The sequence below is a fragment of the Bacillus cereus group sp. N21 genome, from assembly GCF_016483395.1.
In the GTDB taxonomy this organism is placed as follows: Bacteria; Bacillota; Bacilli; order Bacillales; family Bacillaceae_G; genus Bacillus_A; species Bacillus_A pseudomycoides.
In genome coordinates, this window is record NZ_JAEHBX010000014.1 from 27,694 (window position 1) to 46,552 (window position 18,859).

Here is an 18,859-nt window from a genome sequence, read left to right on the forward strand (position 1 = left end):
CATTTATCCTGTTATTTTCGGGCAGTAAGCCCCCCCACCTCAATATTCAGAGAGAAACAAGGGAGATGGGTGGAAGATGAAGAAAACCCCCACTGATGGAAGTTTCACTTTATCTTTAGGGAATACCTATTTCTTACAGATATATAAAACCATTTTGATTTTTCAACATAAAATCCCCTGTTATGTAAAGCAAAAAGTGATCGCTACTTGTTTTCTCTCTTTGTTTTAACGTTGCACGGGGCTGGAAGAGGTTCTGACCGCTTTTATGAATGGCCAGTTATTCTCTCCCACCTAAAGATTGGGTTTTATGTCGGTTTTTCAAATTGTATTCATATAGTTTCATTTTAATTTCGAGAATGATGGTGATTTTTTATGCTGAAAGTAAAGCGTCCATTTGAAGCCTATTTAGATGAAATGAATAAAATTACAATTTTGCTCCCGCATACGTATGGAACAAGCCGGACATTTTTTATGCAGGAAGGAAATCATGTATGGGAGCTTAAGGTTGCTCAAATTATTTCCCTTGCAGATGTAACAAAGTATGAATGTTATATAGAATATCCACTTGATGTGGGGAAGTATTATACAGTGCGGGATGAGCGGAATGAAGAAACAGATTTACAAATTGGAGCGGTTATTCGAACGGCTGTATTTGATGAAAAATATTATTATGATGGTAGCGATTTAGGGGCTTGTTATAGAAAGGAAAAAACAACTTTTAAAATGTGGGCACCAACTGCAAGACTTGCGAAAGTAAGAATTTATAAAAATGATAAAGAGTATACGGATTATGAGATGCAAAGAGAAGAGAATGGTGTTTGGTCTCGTATTTTACAAGGAGACTTTGAATTAGCAAGGTATACATTTCTCGTTTGTATTAATTTAATATGGAATGAAGCTGTAGATCCATATGCAAAATCGGTATCGGTGAATGGTAAGTATGGAATTGTAATTGATCTTGCGAAGACATATGTAAAAGAACAAACTTCATTACCTAAACTTGAATCTTTTACGGATGCAATCCTTTATGAATTGCATATTCGTGATGCCACTATGCATCCAAATAGTGGTGTGGAAAAAAAGGGGACATATACTGGATTAACAGAAGAGAATACGAAGGGGAGACTTGGGACAGAGACGGCCTTTTCTTATATAAAAGGATTAGGAGTTACACATGTTGAGCTTTTACCTCTTCATCACTTTGCTGGAGTAGATGAAACGACCCCTTTTGTAACGTATAACTGGGGCTATAATCCATTATATTACAATGTTCCAACGGGAGTGTATGCAAGTGATCCTACCGACCCTTATAACCGAATCAAGGAATGTAAACAACTTATTGAAAAGTTTCATGAGCATGGACTCCGCGTTATTTTGGATGTTGTATACAACCATGTATATGAAAGAGAAACGTCATCTTTTGAAAAGCTTGTACCAGGATACTATTTCAGACATGATGAAAATGGCATGCCATCAAATGGAACTGGAGTTGGGAATGATCTAGCATCAGAGCGAAAAATGATGCGGAAATTTATTATTGATTCTGTTTTATATTGGCTTACTGAATATAACGTGGATGGTTTTCGATTTGATTTAATGGGAATTTTAGATGTAGAAACGATGAATGAATTAGAAAAGGAAATAAGGAAAAGAAAAAAGGATGCACTGTTATTAGGGGAAGGCTGGGATTTACAAACACCACTTCCGGCAGAAGAGAAGGCAACGCTTAACAATGCAAACAAAATGCCACAGATCGCGCAGTTCAACGATCAATTTCGTGATGGGATAAAAGGTAGCACGTTTGATGTAAGTAAACGTGGTTTTGCATTTGGAGGAAGTGTAGACCCCGCGCATTTGCAATATGTGTTATCAGGAAGTCTTGTAAATGAAAAAGGAGACGGGTTATTTTTAGAACCCATTCAAAGTATTAACTATGTGGAATGTCATGACAATATGACGATGTGGGATAAACTCGTGCGTAGCAATCAGGAAACGGAAGAAGTGCAAAAAAGGCGTCATCGTTTAGCGACAGCGATGACATTACTCTCACAAGGAATTCCATTTTTACATGCAGGACAAGAGTTTTATCGTTCTAAGAAAGGAAATGAAAATAGTTATAATGCGCTTGACGAAATTAATCAACTCGATTGGGATCAAAAAGAGAAAGAAATAGAAACAATTGCTTATATACAAGGCTTGATTGCGATTCGTAAGGCACATAGAGCGTTTCGCTTACAGTCAGCGAATCTTATAAAGGAGCATATGACATTTTTACAAACATCTCCTACTGTTGTTGCTTATCATTTGCAAAATATAGGAAAGTTCGGTCCTTGGAAGGAAATTGTGGTGTTGTTTCATAATGGTGTGCAATTAGAAACGATTTCACTGCCGAAACACGAAATGTGGTACGTATTAGCAGACAGTGCAAAAGCGAAAGTACATCCGATTTCTTCATTTCAAGGAAGTGAACTTCAAATGGTTCCGATTAGCTCGTATATATTGGCGATAATGTGACAAATCGCTACTTGACGATGAGAATATAATAAATGTAGAATTGACAAAGGTGACGATTTCGATAAGTTGTCATTGTATTATTGGTTTTGTAAAATATAAAGAATAGACGGTTAGTTTGTCTTGATTTCTTGGCCCATGCCAAGTTTTCTTTTATCAAAAAAAAGCAAGAAAACTCCACCTTCAAGGAATATGCCCAGTATAGTCTTTGAGGATGAAGATGAATTGCTAGTAACTGTCTTTATACAATATATTAAAACAGTAGTTCCAGGGGCGTTTGCCAATGGAATAGAGGGGTTGTGCATCAGGCAGCTGTGTCAACTTCACTCGTGTTAATCATCTGTTAGAGAAGATATACACGAGAAACCCCTACTTCAAGAGTCAAAGGAGCTAAGTAGCGGGAGTTTTCATATGAATCCATAACATCTTCAAAAGGTGTTGCGGTTTTTCTTTTCATAACTATAAAAGATAAGGATTTGTTAACGGGTAATGAATATGGAATGGTTGGAACAATTATTAGGAGAAGAGTGGAGTCTTATACCAGCTGGTGGGGCAACAGGCGATGCATATATTGCGCAAAATGGACAACAAAAGCTATTTTTAAAGCGGAATACATCGCCTTTTTTAGCGGTATTGTCGGCAGAAGGAATTGTTCCAAAATTACTTTGGACAAGAAGAGTGACGAACGGTGATGTGATTTCAGCTCAAAAGTGGCTTCCAGGACAAAAGCTAGAGCCAGAGGATATGAAACTTGAGTGTGTTGCGAAGCTTTTAAAAAAAATACATTCATCTAAAGCGCTTGTGCAGATGATACAAAGGCTTGGAAAACAGCCGCTCTATGCGCAGGAGTTATTGCAACAATTGTATTTTGTTTTAAGAGGAGATTTAAGAACGGATGAAACGATTCAGACAGGGCTACGATATTTAACAGCCACACTGAAAGATGTTGAATATGATGAGTTTGTCGTGTGCCACTGTGACGTCAATCATAACAATTGGTTATTATCGGACGAAGATGAATTATTTTTAATTGATTGGGATGGAGCGCTTATTGCGGATCCTGCTCTTGATCTTGGCATGTTATTATATTGGTATGTTCCGCGTCACGAATGGGACGAATGGTTAGCGTATTATGGAATTGAAATGAATGAATCATTGGTTCATCGTATGAAGTGGTATGTAGTGGCACAAACTATTTTATCTGTTCAATGGCATACAACAAAAAAACAGCAAGCAGAAGCTGAATATTGGCATCAATATTTACAGCAACTACTTGCTTCAGAGTAATAAATAATTTAAGAGAAATTGTCCATTCCAGAAATCCATTGCGTGAGTTGCTCTTGATTATTGGAAATATGATTGTCTAAATCAGGAGAATATTTACCCGATTGACTATAGTAATATACATCGTTTAGCATTGTTTTTACATCGCTGTTCACACTATCGTTTGCAAGCAATGATTGAATGAGCCGTTCTAATTGTTCGCACTCAGAAACCGTTCCACAGCAATCGCTTTGGTGATTGACTAGAATATCTTTTAAAATTTCTAATTGATGTTGTTGATTAATCGGCATGATTGGATCATCCTTTCGATTGTTGTTCAATTTGAACAAGTAAGAGAAATTTTCTATTTCGTCATGGAGTAACTAATCATTGGCTAACGAAACGTTTCTACAGGAGAGTTTCGTTCTATGCTCTTTGTAGTTTGTATCAAAATGGAACACCTTATACTTGAAAGAAACGGACCGAGTGCTCGTACGTACTTGGTTTTTTGTTTGATAGATTGATTAAAAAAGAAAGAAGGAATAAACCTTCTAAAAATAGTCTGGTAAAGAGAGGAAGACATCTATGCGTTTAAGACATAAACCATATGCAATGGATCGAATTAATGAGTATTCACAGTTTGTAATTGGAAACCCAGAGGAGCGTTGTGGCAATTGGAAAGAAGTGTTTGGAAATGACCATCCGATCCATATTGAAGTAGGAACAGGTCGTGGTCGTTTCGTTTATGAGATGGCAAAAGCGAATCCGCATATTAACTATATCGGAATTGAAAAATTCACAAGTGTTATCGTAGATGCGCTTGATAGGTTAATTGAAGAAGAAGTACCAAACTTAAAATTAATTAATAAAGATGCTGAAGATTTAACAGTTTTCTTTGCGGAAGGCGAAATTGACCGTGTGTATTTAAACTTCTCAGATCCATGGCCAAAAAATCGTCACGAGAAGCGTCGTTTAACGTATAAAACATTTTTACGCAATTATGAAGAAGTGTTAGTAACAGGCGGAGAGATTCATTTTAAAACGGATAACCAAAGTTTATTTGAATACTCTCTTATGAGTATGGCTGAATATGGCATGCTACTCACATTCCTTAGCTTAGATCTTCATAACAGTGATTTCGAAGGTAACATTATGACGGAATACGAAGAGAAGTTTTCTAGTAAAGGACATCGTATTTATCGTGTTGAAGCGAAATATCGAACAGAACCTGCGCAGTAATGCGCAGGTTTTTTTGTTGTGAAAAAACATTCTGAATTTTGTGTTAGAATAAAGAGAAACTGTAATCAGTGGGGGGCTTTTTCATCCCCCACTGATTATCAGCCCGCACCAATCGGGCTTTTACGGGCAGTTGATTCCCCGACTAACTTCTTTGCTTTTGCTGCATTTTGAGGTGGGAGTCTTACTGCACACGAATAGCGGGGGAAAATGGAAAAGGGGGAATGTGGAATGGAATCTTTAAAAATCGGAGAAATAAAAGTGACATGGCTCCGCGGAGGGAACACTCATTTAGATGGGGGAGCGATGTTTGGTGTCGTACCAAAAATCTTATGGTCACGCAAATATAAACATAATGATACAAATCATATTTATTTAAGAACAGATCCGTTGCTTGTACAAACGAAAGAAGGAAATATGCTCATTGATTCAGGAATTGGAAATAATAAAATGAATGAAAAAATGAAGCGGAATCAAGGGATAACAGAAGAATCGTCAGTTGAACATTCTCTAGCGGAACACGGTCTAACAGCTGAAGATATTCATTATGTATTAATGACACACCTTCATTTTGATCATGCATCAGGATTAACAAAATCGGAAGATGGTGAGCTTGTTCCGACGTTTCCAAATGCAAAAGTGTATGTATCAGAAATAGAATGGAATGAAATGAGAAACCCTAATATCCGCTCTCGTAATACATATTGGAAAGAAAATTGGGAGCCAATTGTAGAGAAAATTGTCACTTTCAAAGACGAAATACAAATTTCAGATGAAGTCAGAATGGTACATACAGGAGGGCATAGTGATGGTCATGCTGTAATTGTTCTTGAAAGTAAAGGAGAAACGATGCTTCATTTAGCGGATCTCTTGCCAACGCATGCTCATCAAAACGTATTATGGGTGATGGCATATGATGATTATCCAATGACTTCAATTGAACATAAGCAAAAATGGATGAAGTATGGCACAGAAAAGAAAGCATGGTTCACCTTTTATCATGATGCCTATTATCGCGCTGTGAAGTGGGATGAGGAAGGGAATATGGTTGAGAAGGTAGAACGAAAAGAGGAAAATGTATCAAGTGAAGTGTAAGAAAGATAGAAGTATGGAGTGGAGGGTCACCCCCTCCACTAAAAAGTGAATTTTTTATGCTCTTGTTCAACTACAAACACATTGCAAGGATTTGTCGAAAGAAATACTGTTAAAATATTCTGAAAATTGTTATAATATCTCTGAGTTACTGCATTATGACATGCTCTATATGAGAAGCTTTTTATTCGAAAGGGGGAAATATATTGCATATAACGATTGGAATTTTACTTGAACTGACTACTGGAAATTATCCAAATAAAGAAGCGATTGTTGAACCGAAAAAAAATATTCGCTGGACGTATACAGAATGGAATGAACAGGTGAATAAGCTAGCTCATGCGCTCCAAAAAAGTGGTATACAAAAAGGTGACCGTGTCTCGACTTTTCTCTTTAATAGTAGTGAACTAGCAACTACATGTTTCGCTTGTGCAAAAATTGGCGCCGTATTTAATCCGATTAATTTTAGATTAAAACCACAAGAACTCAGTTATATATTAGAAGATGCTTCTCCAAAAATCGTACTTTTTGAAAAGCAATTATCCTCCCAAATACAAAGTATTCATAAACAATTTCCTCATATCCAGTTCTGGTACATTGACCAAAATCATCCACCGTTTTCTATTTCATATGAAGAAAAACTATCAAATGCATTACCGGATTTTGAAACAGTAGGAGTAAAAGAAGATGATATTTGTTCCATTATGTATACAAGTGGAACAACCGGTTATCCGAAGGGAGTACTTCACCGTCACCGAGAAATTATCGATCAAAGCTTGATGGGAATCGCATATTTACATTATACCGAGAATAGTCGTGGTCTTGTAACAGCACCGATGTTTCATTGTGCTGAGCTGCACTGTTGCTTCGTTCCAAGGGTACATAGCGGCGGGGCGAATATTATTCTGCACCATTTCGATGCAAAGAATGTGCTCGAAACGATTGAAAAAGAGAAGGTTACTGTTATGTTCGCGGCACCTACGATGTGGAATATGATGTTGCAGGAAGACTTAATGCAGTATGATTTATCTTCTCTTAGGTACGGTTTATATGGAGCAGCTTCAATGGCACCGGCACTTGTAAAAGCTTGTGATGAAAAATTGAATGTTTCATTAGTACAAGCCTATGGTATGACGGAAATGGGACCGGCAGTTACTTTTTTACGAGAGAATGAGCAACTTACTAAAGTAGGTTCTGCAGGAAAAGCTGCCTATAATCATGAAATTCGTGTTGTCCGTCCAAATGAAGAAGGGCCATCTGAGCCGAATGATATATTACGACCGTATGAAATCGGAGAAATTATTATGCGAGGTTCCTGTTTGATGAAAGGGTATTACAACAATGAAGAGGCAACAGCAAAAGCATTATATAAAGGATGGTACCATTCAGGAGATTTGGGGTATGTAGATACAGATGGTTATTTATACGTTGCGGATCGCGTTGACGATATGGTTGTTAGTGGTGGAGAAAACATTTACCCACGTGAGGTCGAGGATTTTTTGTATACACATGAAAGTGTTTTAGATGTTGCGGTGCTTGGAGAGAAAGATGAGCTTTGGGGAGAAAGTGTTCTAGCATACATCGTTTCAAAAGATGAGTCTCTTACCGAAGGGATATTAGATGAGTATTGCAAAGTAAGTGATAAGCTTGCTGATTATAAACGTCCACGTCGCTATGTGTTTGTTGAACAACTGCCAAGAAATACAAGCGGTAAAATTCAAAAGTTTATTTTGCGTAATGCAGAAACGGAAGCTAAGGGGAGGATATGATGAGGCATAAATATTTACAGGAGGAGCATCACATTTTTCGTGATGCTTTTCATAAATTTTTAGAAAAGGAAGCATATCCATACTATAACGAATGGGAAAAAGAAGGAATAATTCCTCGTGCTTTTTGGACAAGTATGGGGAGTAAAGGTTTTCTTTGTCCAATGGTAGGTGAGCGGTATGGTGGAGCAGGTGCTGATTTTGGATATTCGGTTGTCATTAACGAGGAACTTGAAAAGGTTGGATCAAGTTTAATCGGAATTGGTTTGCACAATGACATTGTCGTTCCATACTTCACGCAGTATGGAACAGAAGAACAAAAGAAACGTTGGTTACCAAAATGTGTAAGCGGTGAATGTATAACTGCAATTGCGATGACGGAGCCAGGAGCAGGTTCGGACTTGGCGAGTATTCGAACAACTGCAAGAAAAGAAGGTGATTATTATGTCGTGAATGGAGAAAAAACATTTATTACAAATGGTATTCATGCAGATTTAGTTATCGTTGTTTGTAAGACAGACACAAATATTAAACCGGCTCATAAAGGCATGAGTCTACTTGTTTTAGAAAGAGGAATGGAGGGATTTAAAAGAGGAAAAAAACTAAAAAAAATCGGCTTACATAGTCAAGACACAGCAGAACTTATTTTTGAAGATGTAAAAGTGCCTGTTTCGAATTTGCTAGGGGAAGAAGGAAAAGGTTTTTATTATCTCATGGAAAAGTTGCAGCAAGAACGTCTCATTGTTGCAATTGCAGCTAAAACAGCCGCGGAAGTGATGCTACATATAACGAAAAACTATGTCCAAGAGCGAAAAGCATTTGGGAAAAGTATAAGCGATTTTCAAACAGTACAGTTTCGATTAGCAGAGATGTATACGGAAATTGAAATTGGTAGAACATTTGTCGATGACGAAGTGGTGGCTGACAGATCTTGCAAAAAAAGTGTCAGCAGAGTGCATACAACTGCACGGTGGATATGGATATATGGAAGAATACGAGATTGCGCGGCGTTATCGTGATATCCCAGTAAGCGCGATTTATGCTGGTGCGAATGAGATTATGAAAAATATAATTGCAAAGGGTATGGGCTTATGATGTTGAAAGGAATAACAGTTGTTGATTTTTCTCATTACTTACCAGGTCCGTATGCAGCACTTCGCCTTGCTGATTTAGGTGCAGAAGTGATAAAGGTAGAACCGCTTTATGGTGATTTAGCAAGAGGGTTGGAATCTGGTAATCAGGCGTTTTTTTATGCGAATAATCGTAATAAGAAAAGTATTGCAATAAACGTAAAGCATCCAGAAGGAGTAGCGGTAGTGAAAAAACTTCTTCAAAAATCTGATGTTTTAATAGAAAGCTTTCGACCTAACGTAATGAACCGTCTTGGTCTTGGATATGAAGAAGTTAAACGGATAAATAAAAGTATCATTTATACTTCATTAACTGGATATGGACAAAATAAAGAACATTCGGATCTTGCAAGCCACGATATAAATTTTATGGCAGTAAGCGGCGTATTAGCACAGTTGAAAGATCAAGAAGGAATTCCGGTTCATCCCAAAATTACCCTTGGGGATGAGATAGGCGGAATGATGACTTCAGAAAAAATTATGGCAGCATTGTTTCAAAGAGAGCGAACTGGGGAAGGGAGTTATCTCGATATTTCTCTCACAGATAGCTTAATGATGTTAATGAACAATCATATCATGCTTGAAAAAATGTATAACAAACGTCATGGGCTAGATTTGCTTAGCGGTAAGATTGTTTGTTATTCCCTCTACGAAACGAGCGATGAAAGGTTTGTTGCGCTCGGAGCAGTTGAACAGAAATTTTGGCATTCCTTTTGTGAAGCGGTAGGAAGAGTAGAATGGGGGGATAAGCAATATGAACTAACTCAAGATGGTCAAATCATTTATGAGCAAATGAAAGCACTCTTTGCTAGTAAGCCATTGGCGTATTGGACGAAATTTGCGATGGAAGTGGATTGTTGTTTGGCGCCTGTTTTGGAGACAAATGAATTATCGTCGTCACCATTTACAAGGCATCTAGTAAATGAGAAAGGATATGTATTTACACATACGAGTCATACATTTGCGAATCCACCGAAGCTTGGTGAGCATACCGAAGAAGTGTTGCAAAAGCTTGGATTATCGAAGTTAGAGATTGGAACAATTAGATGTAATTGAGCGAGTTCGTGTATGAATAATTAGAGAGAAGATAGAGAATCAAGAGGACATTTATTTCTCGTAAATATGCAAGACTATTTCGGAAAGTATTGATTCGTTGTTGAAATGTATGTTGTGGAAATGAAAAGAAAATAATTAAAGGAGGAAAATAATGATTCAAAATATCGCAGTAATTGGTGCAGGAATTATGGGAAGTGGAATTGTCCAAGCGTTAGCGATGGGCGATAAACATGTGAAAATGTATGATATATCAGAAGAAAGTTTACAAAAAGCTTATGGAACTATCACCAAAAGCTTGGGTCGTTTCGTGAACGCAGGACGTATGACAGAGGAAGAAAAAAATGGAATTCTAGCTCATATTACTTCTACAGTTATATTGGAAGAAGCTTGCCAAAATGTAGAGCTTGTTATTGAAGCAGTACCAGAAATATTACAGTTAAAGAAGGAGATTTTTCAAAAGCTAGATTTGTATACATCGCAATCTACTATTCTAGCAACGAATACGTCTGAATTAAGTGTAACTGCAATTGCAAGTGTAACAAGTCGTCCAGAAAAAGTAGTGGGGATGCATTGGTTTAATCCCGCTCCTGTTATGAAGCTCGTTGAAATTGTACGAGGAGTGGTTACGGCAGAAAGTACGATACAAGCAGTAAGAACAGTCTCAGAAGGAATTGGGAAAGAAACGGTTGTTGTGAAAGATATGCAAGGATTTGTGACGTCGCGGGCAATTGCTATTCATATGTTAGAGTGCATGCGTATGTATGAAGAAGGAATTACAAGTAAAGAGGACATTGATAAGGCAATTAAGCTTGGTTTGAACTATCCAATGGGACCATTTGAATTAGCGGATTATGTAGGGCTAGACACGATGCTATTTGCGAGTACAGGACTAATGGAAGCATTTGGAGATAGGTTTAGAGCGCCGCAAACACTTGTGAAACTTGTAGAGGCAGGACATCTTGGAAGAAAGACTGGGAAAGGTTTTTATGATTATTCAAAAGGGAAAGTAGGCGAGAAAATATGAAGCGGGACGTTGTTATTGTTGAAGCTGTACGTACGCCAGTTGGTAAAAGAAATGGGGCATTTCGTTTACTTCACCCTATACAAGTTGCGGCAGTTGCACTGAGTGAAGTAACAAAACGGGGGGATATAGAAAAAGGACTTATAGAAGATATAGTTATGGGGTGTGTAACGCCAATTAACGAACAAGGTTTTAATATTGGAAGACTTTCGGCACTTGAAGCAGATTTTCCTATAACGGTTCCAGCAGTAACGATTAATAGGCTCTGTGGTTCAGGGCAACAGGCTATTCACTTTGCTGCGCAAGAAATTAAATCAGGGGATATGGACATTACGATTGCAGCTGGTGTTGAACATATGACAAAAGTTCCTATTTTAAGTGATGGAAATGAGCAGACGATCCCGAGTAGTCTTCACGAAAAGTATCAAATTGTGCATCAAGGTGTATCTGCTGAGATGATTGCAGAAAAATATGGTATTACACGTGAACAGTTAGATGCTTACGCGCTAGAAAGTCATAGACGCGCACTTCAAGCTATTGAATCTGGACACTTTCAGCGAGAGATTGTACCACTGCGTGGTGTAGATAAAGAAGGCAATGAAATATTAGTTGAAAATGATGAAGGTCCGAGAAGGGATACTTCTTATGAAGCGTTATCAAATTTAAAAACAGTGTTTAAAGAAAATGGAGTGATTACAGCAGGGAATGCAAGTCAAATTAGTGATGGTGCTGCAGCAATCTTGCTGATGGATAGTGAAAAGACTAAAGAGCTAGGTTGTAAAGCACCTGCTCGCATTGTTAATCAAGTGGTTGTTGGTTCTGACCCGACAACAATGCTTGATGGCGTTATCCCTGCAACAAAAAAAGTGCTACAAAAATCAAATTTAACAATTCATGATATGGATGTTGTAGAAATCAATGAAGCATTTGCATCGGTTGTTTTAGCATGGCAAAAGGAAATGGAATCGGATTTACAAAAGGTGAATGTTAATGGTGGTGCGATTGCGCTAGGTCATCCACTTGGGGCAACTGGTGCGAAATTAATGACTTCTCTTCTTCATGAATTGGAGCGGAGGCAGGGAAGGTACGGCCTACTGACAATTTGCATTGGACATGGGATGTCGACAGCGATGATAATTGAAAGAATGTGAAAAAGTGTGCAGAAATTCATCTGCACACTTTAATCTCACTACTCATGAGTGGTAGCCCTCACCTCAAAGTTATGCAAGCGGAGTATTATTGTCCGTAACAATCTAATTGGCCGGGAGTGAATAATCAATGTGGGAATGAAGCCTTCCACTGATCAAAGTTTCACTTTATGCTTTTTGATTTTCTGAGTTGTTTTAAGCAGCCGTTACTTCTAAAACGGTACCTGTTTTTGCATCTACTAAAAATTCAAATCGTTCTTGTATATCATTTAAAATTGTTGTAAGACCGCCGCGGTATACTTCGTACGCGACATCATATTTTTCAAACGTCTCTGGAACCATATGTACCCAAGAGCCAGTAATTTCGCCTTTATGACTTAATGCTTGTTTCACCATTTTTAATGCTTTCTCTGAAGAAATATGGGATTGTTCTTGAACTTTGTTTGCAACAAGATAACCAGCTGCAAAACCAACACCAATACCAGCTAGTAAACCTTTCCAGCGCATATATTCACCTCAATTCTATAAAGTAGTGTATTGATGATAATTATAATGCAATTTTAACGAAAAAAGAAGAAACTAGAAACATTTCGAAAATTTCGTTACAATAAAAGAGGTATTCTACTAAGGTTTGAAAGAAGGGAACTTCGTGAATAAAGAGACATTAGAATTATTTCGCACGTTAACAGAATTACAAGGTACATCAGGATTTGAGCATGATGTGCGCCGTTTTATGAAAGAGGAGTTAAGTAAATATGCAGATGAAATCGTCCAAGACGGTTTAGGTAGCGTGTTCGGTCTGAAAAAAGGGGATGAAAATGGCCCACGCGTACTTGTAGCTGGTCATATGGATGAAGTTGGCTTTATGGTTACGCAAATTACGAAAAACGGGATGATTCGTTTTCAAACGCTAGGCGGCTGGTGGAGTCAAGTGCTATTAGCACAACGTGTACAAATTATGACGAAAAACGGCCCAGTTGTTGGAGTTGTTGGTTCGATTCCACCTCATTTATTAAGTGATGCACAACGTGCGAAACCAATGGATATAAAAAATATGTTAATTGATATAGGTGCAGATAGTTATGAACAAGCGCTTGAAATTGGTGTGAAACCAGGGCAACAAATTGTTCCGATTTGTCCGTTTACACCAATGGCAAACGAAAAGAAAATTATGGCGAAAGCTTGGGATAACCGCTACGGCTGTGGTCTTGCGATTGAATTGTTAAAAGAATTAAAAGATGAAACATTACCAAACACGTTATACTCTGGTGCGACTGTACAAGAAGAAGTCGGTCTTCGCGGCGCACAAACAGCAGCTAATATGATTCAGCCAGATATTTTCTATGCGCTTGATGCGAGTCCAGCAAATGATGCATCTGGGGATAAAATGCAGTTTGGTCAATTAGGAAAAGGAGCACTTCTTCGCATTTATGACCGTACAATGGTAACACATAGAGGAATGCGTGAATTTATTTTAGATACAGCAGAAACACATAACATTCCGTACCAGTACTTTATTTCACAAGGTGGTACAGATGCAGGTCGTGTACATACGAGTAACTCTGGTATTCCGTCAGCAGTAATTGGTGTTTGCGCTCGGTACATTCATACTCATGCTTCTATTTTACATGTTGATGATTATGCAGCAGCGAAAGAATTGATTACAAAACTTGTGAAAGCAACAGATAAAACAACATTAGAAACAATTAAAAACAATGCTTAAAAGAAAGGGCCGGATTCGGCCTTTTCTTTTCGTATATGAAAAGAAATAAAAACACTCTTTTTAGATGGGAGAGAGCGTCCGCTCATGTATAGAAGCGGTCAGTGCTCTTTTTAGCCCCATACCATGTGAAACCAAAAAGAGACAATGAGTGGAGGTCTTTTTTTTGTTGCATAGCCGTAATGTATATGTTGGGAAATGGAAGAGGACATATGATGAAGAACTGATCAAAACACTCTTTTTTAGATGGGAGGGAGCGTCCGATCATGTATAGAAAAGTTTAGAATTTTTCCTATCCCATATAGAGTTAAAAACAAAGAAAGAACAAGAGTGTCAATTACCTTTTGTTCTTTGTAGCAATGACTTATATAGAGGTGAACAATATGAAAGTAGCAGTTGGCTCAAAAAATCAAACAAAAGTAGGAGCCGTACAAGAAGTATGGAAAGAGGTAAGTATTACTTCAGTTTCTGTTCCTTCAGGAGTTGCAGCACAGCCATTTTCTGATGAGGAAACGATGCAAGGCGCAATCAATAGAGCGAAGCGAGCACTAGAAGAAAAACAAGCTGACATCGGTATCGGACTAGAAGGCGGTGTAATGAAAACAGAGCACGGTTTGTTTATGTGCAATTGGGGTGCTTTGGCGACAAGCGCGGGGAAAGTATTTGTCGCAGGTGGGGCACGGATTATGCTTCCTGATGATTTTCTTTCTCCTCTTGAAGATGGAAAAGAGTTAAGTGAAGTAATGGAGGCATTTGTAAAACGAAAAGACATTCGTAGCCATGAAGGCGCAATCGGAATCTTTACAGATCATTATGTGGATCGTACACAATTATTTGTACATGTTGTAAAGCTGTTAATTGGGCAATATAAGTATGACGAAAAACAAGCATAAACCTTGCACCATACGTGATGTATGGTAGTATAAAAGAAGATTAGAGATGAAAAGATACACTTCGTTAGAGGAGGAAATATAGATGAAATCATTAGAAAGCATGGAACAATTTCAAGAATTAAAAAATGAAGAGAACGTCATTTTTATGTTTTCAGCAGAATGGTGCCCAGACTGCCGTTTTATTGACCCATTTATGCCAGAAGTAGAAGAAAAATATAGCGATTTCTCATTTTACTATGTAGATCGTGACGAATTTATTGACCTTTGCGTGAAATTAGACGTATTTGGCATTCCGAGCTTTGTAGCGTACAATAAAGGTGAAGAAACTGGACGCTATGTAAACAAAGATCGTAAAACACAAGAACAAATCGAAGCGTTTATTGAAGGGTTAAAATAAGGCGATCTCGCCAATTAAATTGTAAAAACAACCTCTACCTTCGCGGGGGAGGTTATTTTTTTGGAAGGGAGGCAAACGAAATGAAAATGACAAGCAAAAAGATGAAAGACGAGTTAATGACTAGATTAGCTCGTCCAGAGTGGGAATTTCATTATGATAGCGAGAAGGATACGCTCCGTATTGAACAAAAAGATACGAAAAAGGGAATTAATGTTTCGCTTCCAGGAGTTGTAGCGAAATGGGAAGTGAAGAAGGAAGCAGCGATTGAAGATGTTGTGTATTATGTACAAGAGGCGCTACTTGCGATGCATAAAGAAGAAAGCGGCGCGGCAAAAATTTTACCGGTTATTCGATCCACTTCTTTTCCAAAGCAAGCTGAAGAAGGAAACCCTTTCGTAATGACAGATCATACAGCAGAAACGCGCATTTATTATGCATTAGATTCCAATAAAACATATCGATTAATTGATGAACGTTTGTTACAAAAACTAGGACTTACAGAGCAGCAAGTACGTGAAATGGCATTGTTTAATGTACGTTCCTTAAGTCATTCATTTAAACAAGATGAAGTGGCGGGGAATACATTTTATTTCTTAAACACAAATGATGGCTATGATGCGAGTCGTATTTTGAATGAATCATTATTACAATCGATGCGTGAAAAGATTTCAGGTGACATGGTTGTAGCTGTTCCGCACCAAGATGTATTAATTATTGCTGATATCGTGAACGAAATCGGTTATGATATTATTGCACAAATGACAATGAAGTTTTTTGCCGAAGGTCATGTTCCGATTACATCACTTTCATTCGTATATGAAGATGGGGATTTTGAGCCAATCTTTATTTTAGCGAAGAATCGGAAGAAGACAAATGGAAAAGAGAAAGGATGAACAAAGTGAACGTTTTTTACAACCTTGAAGGAATTGGCGACACATTAATCGTTGCCTTACAAGATATCACATTAGAAAACCGTACATTTGACCGCAAAGGAGATGTTGCACGCGTTTATGATCGTGAAAGCAACGTAACAGGAGGATTCAACATCTTTAATGCGTCTTCTTATGTAGAAGTAAAGGAAACAGGAAACATTACTTTAACAAAAGAGCTTGTTGAAAAAATCAATGACATTTTAGCAAAGAATGGCTTTGAAGAAAAAGTAGAAGCAGACCTCACGCCGAAATTCGTCGTTGGCTACGTAGCTGAAAAAGAAAAGCATCCAAATGCAGATAAACTAAACATTTGTAAAGTAGAAATCGGTACAGATACACTACAAATCGTATGTGGTGCACCAAACGTTGATGCAGGACAAAAAGTTGTTGTCGCAAAAATCGGTGCTGTAATGCCAAGTGGTATGTTAATTAAACCAGCTGAGCTTCGCGGCGTTCCATCTTCTGGAATGATTTGTTCTGCACGTGAATTAGAGCTTCCGGATGCTCCTCAGGAAAAAGGTATTCTTGTATTAGAAGACAGCTATGAGGTTGGACAAGAGTTCAAATTTTAATTGATATATAATTACAAATTGAAAACCCGACATAAAACCCAATCTTTAGGTGGGAGAGAGCATCCGGCCATGCATAGAAGTGGTCAGATCCTTTTCCTGCCCCATGCCAAGTGAAAACAAAGGGAAAAAACAAGTAGCGACCATCTTTTGTTCCTCGTAGTAGCGAACGATATGCCGGAAAATTAAAATAGAATTATATAGAAAAAATAGTCTCATGATAAAATGAGGCTATTTTTTTATTTACATGTCTTTATATTGTAACGCTTTTCTCAAAATCTATATTGTATTTCAAAAACAAATTAGTTAAAATTTAGAAAAATATATAAATGCAAATTGAAAACCCGACATAAAACCTTTCTTTTAGGGTGGAAAAGAGCATCCAGCCATGCATAGAAGCGGGCAGCCCCTTTTCTTGCCCCATGTCAAGTGAAAACAAAAAGAGAGAACGAGTACAGTACAGGTCACCTTTTGCTTTTCATAGCAGCGACTTATATGTTGAAAAATTAAAATGGAGTTATATAGAAGGAGATAGGAACATATGAGACAATTTCCAAAAGTGAAAGAGCTTCTGGGGCTTATCGAAACTTCGAAGAAACATGATATTGAATTACAATCATTTGAAATATATTTATTGCATGAAAATGAATTGGAAAAGGGACAAATTGGATATCGATATGATAAAAACAAAAATTCACTCATGAGTGGGAAAAAGGGAGATTGGCAAGAGAGTTGGATTGTTATTGGATATGATACAGATATGGGTGATCCTATCTTTGTTGATATAGATAATCCACTCCATCCGATCTACACAGCTGAACAAGGATCGGAAATATGGGAACCAGTTTGTATAGCACGTAGTATAGATGAGATTATGAAACAGTTAAAAGAAATTTAGGGTTTTTTTATATAAATGCAAATTGAAAACCCGACATAAAACCCAATCTTTAGGTGGGAGAGAGCATCTGGCCATGTATAGAAGCGGTCAGTCCCGCTTTCAGCCCCATGCCAAGTGAAAACAAAAAGAGAGAACGAGTACAGGTCACCTTTTGTTTTTCATAGTAGCGACTTATACACTTGGAAACCAAAATGGATATATAAATAGAGTATGCGCAAAGTAGATGGGAGGAGGAAGCTATGAAATATATAAAAATGATGTGTGCAGTTGTATTACTTGGAATATATATGGGAGCGTGCTCGAAGGAACAAGAGAAGAAAATACCATCTACTGTGCAAGAAGAGAATAAAAAGGTTGTAGAACAAACGAAAGAAACGCCACCAGAGAAGCAAGCGGAAAAAGAGAAGAAAATAGAAGCTGAATTACCAGTGGAACAAAATGGAGAACAAGAGAAAAAAATTGAACAAGAACCATCCGTGGAGCAAGATGAAAAACAAGAGCTAAAGGTGGAGCAAGTACCACAGGCTGAGGAATCGGCCAAAACCCTTGAGGTAAAAGCAAATGCTGAGCAAAAACAAGCAAAATTTCTTGTTGTAATTGATCCAGGGCATCAAGAGAAAGCAAATTTAAATTTAGAACCAATTGGCCCGGGGGCAACTGAGCAAAAGTATAAAGTGACTGATGGAACGACAGGTGTTGTGACGAAAAAAAGAGAATCTGTTCTTGTATTAGAAGCTGCTGTCATATTGAAAGAGAAGCTCGAAGCAAAAGGTATGCAAGTACTTATGACAAGAACAACACATGATGTTGATATAAGTAATAAGGAGCGAGCGACATTTGCGAATGAGCATCAAGCAGATTTATTTTTACGCCTTCATGCGGATGGTTCAGAAAATCGAGCACAAAAAGGGTTTGCTGTGTTGACGCCAGCGGAAGGGAATACATATACAAAAGGAATCTATGCAGAAAGTTTACAAGTTTCTCAAATAATCGTAAAGAAAATGAAAGAAAACAGCCAGGTAAAAGTAAATGGAATCAAGTTTCGAGATGATCTTTCTGGATTTAATTGGTCGAAAATTCCAGGCGTTTTACTTGAGCTTGGATTTATGTCGAATCCTGAAGAAGATCAGAAACTATCAGACACACAATATTTAGACTCTTTACTGCAAAGTGTAACCGAGAGTGTAGAAGAATATCGGAAGAGTAAAGCTTAAACGGCAGTCTTAT

Annotated in this window: 17 protein-coding genes and 1 pseudogene; 16 read left to right on the top strand and 2 right to left on the bottom strand. The window is 37.7% G+C overall.

The window, feature by feature from the left end:
- Positions 1-372 precede the first annotated feature (372 nt).
- Entirely contained in the window at positions 373-2,514 is a 2,142-nt protein-coding gene (pulA, locus tag JDS96_RS10460) for a type I pullulanase (RefSeq protein ID WP_098125301.1), read from the top strand.
- Between the two features lie 486 nt (positions 2,515-3,000).
- Complete coding sequence (locus tag JDS96_RS10465; RefSeq protein WP_199666741.1) at positions 3,001-3,798, top strand: phosphotransferase family protein; 798 nt, start codon at positions 3,001-3,003, stop codon at positions 3,796-3,798.
- An 8-nt stretch (positions 3,799-3,806) separates the two neighbouring features.
- On the opposite strand, the gene JDS96_RS10470 is transcribed toward JDS96_RS10465, so the two are convergent.
- Positions 3,807-4,085 (bottom strand): YtzH-like family protein, encoded by a 279-nt coding sequence (locus JDS96_RS10470; RefSeq protein WP_003201233.1) that lies wholly within the window; start codon positions 4,083-4,085, stop codon positions 3,807-3,809.
- Positions 4,086-4,359: 274 nt separating this feature from the next.
- Between JDS96_RS10470 and trmB the strand changes: the two genes are divergently transcribed.
- From trmB to JDS96_RS10505, 7 genes and pseudogenes are all read left to right on the top strand, one after another.
- Positions 4,360-5,013 carry a tRNA (guanosine(46)-N7)-methyltransferase TrmB gene (gene trmB / locus JDS96_RS10475; protein WP_003201235.1) on the top strand — a complete coding sequence of 218 codons (654 nt, stop codon included), beginning with the start codon at positions 4,360-4,362 and terminating at the stop codon, positions 5,011-5,013.
- 228 nt (positions 5,014-5,241) lie between these two features.
- Positions 5,242-6,105, top strand: a complete 864-nt coding sequence (locus JDS96_RS10480; RefSeq protein WP_199666742.1) for a YtnP family quorum-quenching lactonase — start codon at positions 5,242-5,244, stop codon at positions 6,103-6,105.
- 203 nt (positions 6,106-6,308) lie between these two features.
- Positions 6,309-7,871, top strand: coding sequence for a fatty acid--CoA ligase (locus tag JDS96_RS10485; protein WP_199666743.1), 1,563 nt, complete (start codon positions 6,309-6,311; stop codon positions 7,869-7,871).
- Positions 7,871-8,963 (top strand): annotated as a pseudogene (locus JDS96_RS10490) (acyl-CoA dehydrogenase family protein). The gene JDS96_RS10485 and the pseudogene JDS96_RS10490 overlap by 1 nt, the downstream one beginning before the upstream one ends.
- Entirely contained in the window at positions 8,960-10,054 is a 1,095-nt protein-coding gene (locus JDS96_RS10495) for a CaiB/BaiF CoA transferase family protein (RefSeq protein WP_242479887.1), read from the top strand. Before JDS96_RS10490 ends, JDS96_RS10495 begins: the two are co-directional and overlap by 4 nt.
- Positions 10,055-10,205: 151 nt before the next feature.
- Positions 10,206-11,078 carry a 3-hydroxyacyl-CoA dehydrogenase family protein gene (locus JDS96_RS10500; RefSeq protein ID WP_003201245.1) on the top strand — a complete coding sequence of 291 codons (873 nt, stop codon included), beginning with the start codon at positions 10,206-10,208 and terminating at the stop codon, positions 11,076-11,078.
- Positions 11,075-12,226: a thiolase family protein gene (locus JDS96_RS10505; RefSeq protein WP_199666744.1), complete on the top strand. Its 1,152-nt coding sequence runs from the start codon at positions 11,075-11,077 to the stop codon at positions 12,224-12,226. Before JDS96_RS10500 ends, JDS96_RS10505 begins: the two co-directional genes overlap by 4 nt.
- 192 nt (positions 12,227-12,418) lie before the next feature.
- Here the strand turns inward: JDS96_RS10505 and JDS96_RS10510 are convergent, their stop codons facing one another.
- Positions 12,419-12,730 (bottom strand): PepSY domain-containing protein, encoded by a 312-nt coding sequence (locus JDS96_RS10510; RefSeq protein WP_199666745.1) that lies wholly within the window; start codon positions 12,728-12,730, stop codon positions 12,419-12,421.
- A 142-nt stretch (positions 12,731-12,872) separates the two neighbouring features.
- On the opposite strand from JDS96_RS10510, the gene JDS96_RS10515 reads away from it, so the two are divergent.
- The 7 genes from JDS96_RS10515 to JDS96_RS10545 all read left to right on the top strand — a co-directional run bounded on the left by JDS96_RS10515 (position 12,873) and on the right by JDS96_RS10545 (position 18,846).
- Positions 12,873-13,946 carry a M42 family metallopeptidase gene (locus JDS96_RS10515; RefSeq protein ID WP_199666746.1) on the top strand — a complete coding sequence of 358 codons (1,074 nt, stop codon included), beginning with the start codon at positions 12,873-12,875 and terminating at the stop codon, positions 13,944-13,946.
- A 380-nt stretch (positions 13,947-14,326) separates the two neighbouring features.
- A complete protein-coding gene (locus JDS96_RS10520; RefSeq protein WP_003201255.1) occupies positions 14,327-14,836 on the top strand; it encodes a DUF84 family protein in 510 nt (169 codons plus the stop codon).
- A gap of 82 nt (positions 14,837-14,918) precedes the next feature.
- Positions 14,919-15,233 carry a thioredoxin family protein gene (locus tag JDS96_RS10525; protein WP_003201257.1) on the top strand — a complete coding sequence of 105 codons (315 nt, stop codon included), beginning with the start codon at positions 14,919-14,921 and terminating at the stop codon, positions 15,231-15,233.
- Between the two features lie 80 nt (positions 15,234-15,313).
- Complete coding sequence (locus JDS96_RS10530; RefSeq protein WP_003201259.1) at positions 15,314-16,126, top strand: DUF1444 domain-containing protein; 813 nt, start codon at positions 15,314-15,316, stop codon at positions 16,124-16,126.
- Positions 16,123-16,737, top strand: a complete 615-nt coding sequence (gene ytpR, locus JDS96_RS10535) for a YtpR family tRNA-binding protein (RefSeq protein ID WP_018764527.1) — start codon at positions 16,123-16,125, stop codon at positions 16,735-16,737. Before JDS96_RS10530 ends, ytpR begins: the two co-directional genes overlap by 4 nt.
- A 538-nt stretch (positions 16,738-17,275) precedes the next feature.
- Positions 17,276-17,632, top strand: coding sequence for a hypothetical protein (locus JDS96_RS10540; RefSeq protein ID WP_003201263.1), 357 nt, complete (start codon positions 17,276-17,278; stop codon positions 17,630-17,632).
- Positions 17,633-17,871: 239 nt separating this feature from the next.
- The gene (locus tag JDS96_RS10545) at positions 17,872-18,846 is read left to right on the top strand and encodes an N-acetylmuramoyl-L-alanine amidase (protein ID WP_003201267.1); all 975 of its coding nucleotides are present in this window, start codon (positions 17,872-17,874) and stop codon (positions 18,844-18,846) included.
- The last annotated feature ends 13 nt before the right edge of the window (positions 18,847-18,859 follow it).

Coding starts and splice junctions, on each gene's coding strand:
- pulA (WP_098125301.1), top strand. CDS start 373: ATGCTGAAAGTAAAGCGTCCATTTGAAGCCTATTTAGATGAAATGAAT.
- JDS96_RS10465 (WP_199666741.1), top strand. CDS start 3,001: ATGAATATGGAATGGTTGGAACAATTATTAGGAGAAGAGTGGAGTCTT.
- JDS96_RS10470 (WP_003201233.1), bottom strand. CDS start 4,085: ATGCCGATTAATCAACAACATCAATTAGAAATTTTAAAAGATATTCTA.
- trmB (WP_003201235.1), top strand. CDS start 4,360: ATGCGTTTAAGACATAAACCATATGCAATGGATCGAATTAATGAGTAT.
- JDS96_RS10480 (WP_199666742.1), top strand. CDS start 5,242: ATGGAATCTTTAAAAATCGGAGAAATAAAAGTGACATGGCTCCGCGGA.
- JDS96_RS10495 (WP_242479887.1), top strand. CDS start 8,960: ATGATGTTGAAAGGAATAACAGTTGTTGATTTTTCTCATTACTTACCA.
- JDS96_RS10500 (WP_003201245.1), top strand. CDS start 10,206: ATGATTCAAAATATCGCAGTAATTGGTGCAGGAATTATGGGAAGTGGA.
- JDS96_RS10505 (WP_199666744.1), top strand. CDS start 11,075: ATGAAGCGGGACGTTGTTATTGTTGAAGCTGTACGTACGCCAGTTGGT.
- JDS96_RS10510 (WP_199666745.1), bottom strand. CDS start 12,730: ATGCGCTGGAAAGGTTTACTAGCTGGTATTGGTGTTGGTTTTGCAGCT.
- JDS96_RS10520 (WP_003201255.1), top strand. CDS start 14,327: ATGAAAGTAGCAGTTGGCTCAAAAAATCAAACAAAAGTAGGAGCCGTA.
- JDS96_RS10525 (WP_003201257.1), top strand. CDS start 14,919: ATGAAATCATTAGAAAGCATGGAACAATTTCAAGAATTAAAAAATGAA.
- JDS96_RS10530 (WP_003201259.1), top strand. CDS start 15,314: ATGAAAATGACAAGCAAAAAGATGAAAGACGAGTTAATGACTAGATTA.
- ytpR (WP_018764527.1), top strand. CDS start 16,123: ATGAACAAAGTGAACGTTTTTTACAACCTTGAAGGAATTGGCGACACA.
- JDS96_RS10540 (WP_003201263.1), top strand. CDS start 17,276: ATGAGACAATTTCCAAAAGTGAAAGAGCTTCTGGGGCTTATCGAAACT.
- JDS96_RS10545 (WP_003201267.1), top strand. CDS start 17,872: ATGAAATATATAAAAATGATGTGTGCAGTTGTATTACTTGGAATATAT.